The organism is Mycobacterium simiae, assembly GCF_008370645.1.
Lineage (GTDB): Bacteria > Actinomycetota > Actinomycetes > Mycobacteriales > Mycobacteriaceae > Mycobacterium > Mycobacterium simiae_A.
On the sequence record NZ_VTZN01000236.1, the window covers coordinates 1 to 6,042 of the forward strand.

Here is a 6,042-nt window from a genome sequence, read left to right on the forward strand (position 1 = left end):
CCGGTGGCGAGCTGGGCGCCGAATCGTCGGTGACCAAGGTCTTCTGGTCGGAGCTCGATGTGCAGTTACATCAGACTGCGCTCGACATCATGGCGGCCGACGGAGAGCTGGCCGGGCCGTGGGCCGAAGGACTGTTGTTCGCCTTGGGCGGCCCGATCTACGCCGGCACCAATGAAATTCAGCGCAACATTATTTCCGAACGGCTGCTCGGGCTGCCGCGAGAGAAGAAGTGACCGTGGATTTTGGACTAAACCAACAGCAACGCGACTTCGCGGCCAGTATCGATGCGGCGTTGGGCGTCGCCGACCTGCCCGCTGCGGTTCGTGCGTGGTCGCAGGGTGACGTCGCACCGGGCCGTAAGGTCTGGCAGCAGTTGGCCAATCTGGGAGTCACTGCGCTGAACGTGCCGGAAAGATTCGAAGGACTGGCCGCTGATCCGGTCGATCTCGTGGTCGCACTGGAACGGCTCGGCCGCTGGTGCGTGCCTGGACCGGTCACCGAATCCATTGCTGTGGCACCGATTTTGCTCGCCGACGATGACCGCTGCGCCGGCTTGGCAGCCGGCGAGCTGATCGCCACTGTCGCACTGCCGCCACAGATGCCGCGCGCCGTCGATGCCGATAGTGCCGGGCTGGTGCTGCTCGCCGGCGAGGGGGGCATCACCGAGGCGGCCTTAAGCCAGTGCCACCAGTCAGTGGATCCCAGCCGCCGCCTCTACGACGTGACGGCAATCGGCCAACTCTGGCAGGCAGACCTTGTGCGCGCCTACGAGTTCGGCGCATTGGCCACCGCGGCACAGCTGGTGGGTGCTGCTGAAGCACTGCTCAACGCAACCGTCGAGTACGCCAAGCAGCGGACGCAGTTCGGCCGGGTGATCGGCTCCTACCAGGCGATCAAGCATAAGCTGGCCGACGTCCACATCGCGATCGAGTTGGCCCGCCCCTTGATTTACGGCGCCGCACTTTCGCTGTCGCCCCGCGACGTCAGCGCGGCCAAAGTGGCCGCGGGCGACGCTGGTCTGCTGGCTGCCCGCTCGGCATTGCAGACGCACGGCGCGATCGGGTTCACCCAGGAGCATGACCTGTCACTATGGCTGCTGCGGGTGCAGGCCTTGCGCTCGGCCTGGGGAACATCGGAGGCGCATCGGCGCCGGGTGCTGGAGGCGTTATGACGCATGCGACCACAGAGCGACAGCTGCTGCGAGAGACGGTGGCTGCCCTGGTGGCCAAGCACGCTAGCCCGGCGGCGGTGCGCGCAGCGATGGCATCCGAGCGCGGCTACGACGAGTCGCTGTGGCAACTGCTCTGCGAGCAGGTCGGCGCCGCAGCATTGCTGATTCCCGAGGAGATGGGCGGTGCGGGTGGCCAACTAGCCGATGCTGCAACGGTTCTGCAGGAGCTGGGTCGGGCGTTGGTGCCCTCTCCCCTGCTGGGTACCACGCTGGCAGCAGTGGCGCTGCTGGCCGCGCCCGAGCCAGACGCCGAGACGCTGGCGGCGCTGGCTGAGGGCGCTTCGATCGGCGCGCTGGTTCTCGATCCCGACTACGTCGTCAACGGCGATCTCGCCGACGTCGTCGTCTGCGCCGCTAACGGCCGGCTGGCCAAGTGGACCCAATTCCATGCGGTGCCGGTAGCGACCATGGACCCCACCCGTAGGCTGGCCCGCGTGCAGCCCGAGGAGACCGAAGATCTGGCCGCCGATCCAGGGTTGGCGCACACCGCGGCGATCCTGTTGGCAGCCGAGCAGATCGGCGCTGCCGAATGCTGCCTGGACCTGACCGTCGAATATACCAAAAGCCGAGTGCAATTCGGCCGGCCGATCGGCAGCTTCCAGGCACTCAAGCACCGGATGGCCGATCTGTACGTCGCAGTGGTAGCCGCCCGGGCCGTCGTCGACGACGCCTGCAACCAACCCACACCCGCCAATGCCGCCACCGCACGACTGGCCGCCTGCGAAGCACTAAACGCAGTGGCCGCCGAGGGGATCCAGTTACATGGCGGCATCGCGATCACCTGGGAACACGACATGCAGCTGTATTTCAAACGTGCGCACGGCAGTACGCATCTGCTTGATTCGCCACGAGAAGTGTTGCGTCGATTGGAAGCCGAGGTGCTACCCGGGCCATGACTAATCGTGTTGCCCTGCGCGCTGGCATCCCACCGTTTCACGTAATGGATGTCTGGCTGGCCGCTGCCGAGCGCCAGCGCACCCATGGCGATTTGGTGAACCTGTCGGCGGGTCAACCCAGTGCGGGGGCCCCGGAACCGGTTCGCGCCGCCGCGGCGGCCGCCCTGCATCTCAATCAATTGGGTTACTCGGTGGCACTGGGCATTCCAGAGCTGCGGGCCGCGATCGCGGCGGACTATCAGCGCAAGCATGGCATCACCGTCGACCTCGACGCGGTGGTGGTCACGACGGGTTCGTCGGGTGGCTTCCTGCTGGCCTTTCTGGCGTGCTTCGACGTCGGCGATCGGGTGGCGATGGCTAGTCCCGGCTACCCCTGTTATCGCAACATCCTCGCGGCGCTGGGCTGTGAGGTCGTCGAGATCCCATGCGGGCCAGAGACTCGATTCCAGCCCACCGCGCAGTTGCTGGCTGAGCTCGACCCGCCGGTGCAGGGCGTCATCGTCGCCAGTCCAGCTAATCCCACCGGGACCGTCATCCCGGCTGCTGAGCTCGCGGCAATCGCGTCGTGGTGCGACACGGCCGGCGTTCGGCTGATCAGCGACGAGGTCTACCATGGACTGGTCTATCCGGGGGCACCGCGGACCAGTTGCGCATGGCAAGCCTCACGAAACGCGGTGGTGGTCAACAGCTTCTCCAAGTACTACGCGATGACCGGGTGGCGGCTGGGCTGGCTGCTGGTACCGACCGAGCTACGTCGCGCGGTGGACTGTCTCACCGGCAATTTCACCATTTGCCCGCCGGTGCTATCGCAAATCGCCGCGGTCTCGGCGTTCACACCCGAGGCTACCGCCGAGGCCGAGGGCAACCTGCGCCACTACACCCTGAACCGCGCGATGTTGCTCGACGGTCTGCGGCACATCGGACTCGACCGGCTGGCTCCCACCGATGGCGCGTTCTACGTCTATCCCGACGTCTCCGACTTCACCACCGACTCGTTGACCTTTTGCTCACAGTTGCTGGCCGATACCGGTGTCGCCATCGCGCCGGGCATCGACTTCGACACCACACATGGCGCATCGTTTGTCCGGATGTCGTTCGCCGGGCCCAGCAGCGACATCGAAGAAGGACTGCGGCGCATCGAGTCCTGGCTGCGCGCACGCTAAGGTCGGACACACCCAGGTGCTCCCCACTCACCCCCGCGTGAAACAGGTCGCCTCGATCCGAGCTTCAAGCGCGCTGCATTCACCGACGTCGGCCACGTTGATCCCGAACCGACCGCTGAGAGCGTCGACGACCGCGGCCGCGTCGTCGAGAACGATCTTCTCGGTCTTCCCCTTCCGATGGACCGCGAGGTGTCGGCCCGTGAGGTTCCACCGCGCGTCCCCGGTGACGGTGGCGGCCATCAAGCTGGTAACGAAATGTGACGACGGGTGGGTGGAGACATACCAACTTCCCACGGTGAGATCTATCGGCGGCCGGCTCACGGTGCTGAATTCATACAGCGCCTGCCACTCCCCGCGCACCATCGCCTGCAACACCAGTCCGTCGCCGAACTCTTCCAGCCGATACGGCTCGTGTGTGGTCTCCTGGATGCTGCCGGTTTGCAAACGCAGCGGAGCCGTCGGCGTCTGGCCACCGAAGCCGACGTCGACCAGGCACGACCCGTCGGAGCCAGGGAAAGTCACTGCCAGCAGGGTGTGTGTTTGTGCCGGCAACGGCGCGTCCGGCGGGGCCATCCACACCACTCGGCCAGCCAGTCGGCGCACCCGGAAGCCCAGCTCGGCAAGGACATATCCCATCAGACCGTTCTGCTCGTAGCAGTAGCCGCCGCGGCGTCGGTAAACCAGCTTGTCCATCAGGGGTTCCGGATTCAGGTGGTCGACGGGCACCCCCATCAACGGATCGAGGTTCTCGAACGGAATCGCCTGCGTGTGTGCGATCACCAGATCACTCAGCACATCCAGCGTCGCAGCGCGGGGACCACAGTAGCCGATGCGTTCGAAGTATCCGCTCAGATCCAGCGTCATAGATCCATTGTGCTGGCAGCCGGACGTCGGCGCCGCGGCTTCGATTAAGAATACCCACAGGGGTATCATGGGGGCCAGCGCAGTCTGGCGTACCGTCCAAGGAAGCACCAAGGAGGAGCGCGTGGCCCTCGCCGAGAGCGGACTCGACGAATCGCTTGCCAACGTGCTCGATGACAACAGTTTCGATGACGCCACCAGAGACGCCCACCAAGCCAGCCAGGATGTGCTGGGCGGCTCGGCCGGGAGTCCGATCATCGCGGTCGACGGACGCGCGTTCTTCGGGCCGGTTCTGACGCGAATCCCCAGCGACGACGACGGCGCGCGCCTCTTCGAGACAGTCCTCACCGCCGCGACAACGCTCGAATTCGCCGTGCTGCAACGGCCCTACCAAGGACCGCCGATTCTTGAGGAGACCCGTTGATGTGTTCTGCAAATACTATCTACGTACGTAGGTAGTATGTTGATAACTACCGCTCGCAATCTCACCAACCCGACGGAAAGAATCGTTATGCCGCGCCGCCTGACCGCCTTGCTCGCTATCACCGCCGCAGCGGCGTTCACCGCGGCATGCGGCTCGCCGGGAGCCCATTCCCAACCGACTGCACACCCTGCATCACCGCGCGGGGCCGCCGACCAGGCTGCGCACATCCCGAACCAGCTGCAATTCACCACCAAAACACTTGACGGACAGACATTCTCAGGGGCGACACTAGCGGGAAAGCCGGCAGTGTTGTGGTTCTGGACGCCCTGGTGCCCGAAGTGCCAGCAGGAAGCCCCCGTCGTGGGCAAGACCGCAGCGGCCAACCCGCGGGTGACATTTGTCGGCGTGGCCGCGTACGACCACGTATCAGGGATGCAAGCGTTCGTCGATAAATACCAACTCGGCGGGTTGACTCAACTGGCCGACTCCGACGGAGCGGTCTGGTCCAGATTCGGGATAACGCAACAACCGGCGTGGGCATTCGTCGGCGCCAACGGCGATATCGATGTGGTCAAAGGCTCATTGACTCAGCCTGAATTAACAGCGCGGGTCAACGGCCTGGCTGAGCGATGATCGACACCACAGCGCTCAGCTTTGCCCTGGGAGCCGGATTGGTGGCCGCCCTCAACCCGTGCGGTTTTGCTTTTCTGCCAGGCTATTTGGGATTGGTGATTGCCGGCAGCCACGGCACGTCACGGCCGGTAGCCCTCATCCGTGCCGGGGCGGCCACCGCGGGAATGTCGTTAGGATTCCTCACGGTCTTCGGCATTTTCGGGCTGTTGATCTCACCGGTAATCGCCTCAGCCCAGAAGTATCTACCGTTCGCGACGGTAGTCATCGGAGTTCTGCTGGTCGCTTTGGCCAGCTGGATGCTGGCCGGCAAGGAGTTCAGCGTCATCCTGCCGCAACGCAGTGGTGGTGCGCCGACAAGGAGACTGGCCTCCATGTACGGCTACGGTGTGGGCTATGCGGTTGCGTCGCTATCATGCACCATCGCACCGTTTCTCGCGGTGATCAGTACGACGTTCAAGCAGGGTTCGGTGCTTTCGGGCGTGCTGGCCTTCCTCGCGTACGCGGTCGGCATGACCATCACCGTCGGGGTAGCCGCTTTGGCTGTGGCGCTGGCCGGGTCATCGGCAACGACGGCGTTTCGGCGGGTTCTGCCTTTCGTCGGCCGGATCGTCGGCGCGGTCGTGTTACTAACTGGCCTTTATGTGATGTATTACGGCTACTACGAGATACGGCTCTATTTCGCTGCTGCAGAGCCCCATGACCCGGTGATCCAGACCGCGGGCGCGGTGCAGGACTGGCTGATTCGCTTGGTCGACGGGCTCAGTGCCTGGTCGTTAGTCGGGGCTTCGGCGGCGCTGGTGGCCGTGGGAGTGGGCTGGCACGGCCTGGCTCGCT

General features: G+C 64.8%; 8 protein-coding genes. 7 read left to right on the forward strand and 1 reads right to left on the reverse strand.

Annotated features, from left to right (window positions below):
* The 4 genes from F0Q45_RS23630 to F0Q45_RS23645 all read left to right on the forward strand — a co-directional run.
* Positions 1 to 233 (forward strand): acyl-CoA dehydrogenase family protein (locus F0Q45_RS23630; RefSeq protein WP_262491141.1); only part of this gene is annotated, 233 nt, incomplete at its 5' end.
* Positions 230 to 1,171, forward strand: a complete 942-nt coding sequence (locus F0Q45_RS23635; RefSeq protein WP_149656216.1) for an acyl-CoA dehydrogenase family protein — start codon at positions 230 to 232, stop codon at positions 1,169 to 1,171. The genes F0Q45_RS23630 and F0Q45_RS23635, both read left to right, overlap by 4 nt.
* Positions 1,168 to 2,127, forward strand: a complete 960-nt coding sequence (gene ipdE2 / locus F0Q45_RS23640) for an acyl-CoA dehydrogenase IpdE2 (RefSeq protein ID WP_149656217.1) — start codon at positions 1,168 to 1,170, stop codon at positions 2,125 to 2,127. Before F0Q45_RS23635 ends, ipdE2 begins: the two co-directional genes overlap by 4 nt.
* Positions 2,124 to 3,290 (forward strand): pyridoxal phosphate-dependent aminotransferase, encoded by a 1,167-nt coding sequence (locus F0Q45_RS23645; protein WP_149656218.1) that lies wholly within the window; start codon positions 2,124 to 2,126, stop codon positions 3,288 to 3,290. The genes ipdE2 and F0Q45_RS23645 overlap by 4 nt, the downstream gene beginning before the upstream one ends.
* Before the next feature lie 27 nt (positions 3,291 to 3,317).
* Here the strand turns inward: F0Q45_RS23645 and F0Q45_RS23650 are convergent, their stop codons facing one another.
* Positions 3,318 to 4,154, reverse strand: a complete 837-nt coding sequence (locus F0Q45_RS23650) for an arylamine N-acetyltransferase family protein (RefSeq protein WP_149656219.1) — start codon at positions 4,152 to 4,154, stop codon at positions 3,318 to 3,320.
* 121 nt (positions 4,155 to 4,275) lie between these two features.
* On the opposite strand from F0Q45_RS23650, the gene F0Q45_RS23655 reads away from it, so the two are divergent.
* The 3 genes from F0Q45_RS23655 to F0Q45_RS23665 form a co-directional block, all read left to right on the forward strand.
* Entirely contained in the window at positions 4,276 to 4,575 is a 300-nt protein-coding gene (locus tag F0Q45_RS23655) for a mycothiol-dependent nitroreductase Rv2466c family protein (RefSeq protein WP_262491142.1), read from the forward strand.
* An 87-nt stretch (positions 4,576 to 4,662) separates the two neighbouring features.
* Positions 4,663 to 5,208 (forward strand): redoxin domain-containing protein, encoded by a 546-nt coding sequence (locus F0Q45_RS23660; protein ID WP_149656221.1) that lies wholly within the window; start codon positions 4,663 to 4,665, stop codon positions 5,206 to 5,208.
* Positions 5,205 to 6,042 (forward strand): cytochrome c biogenesis CcdA family protein (locus F0Q45_RS23665; RefSeq protein WP_149656220.1); only part of this gene is annotated, 838 nt, incomplete at its 3' end. The genes F0Q45_RS23660 and F0Q45_RS23665, both read left to right, overlap by 4 nt.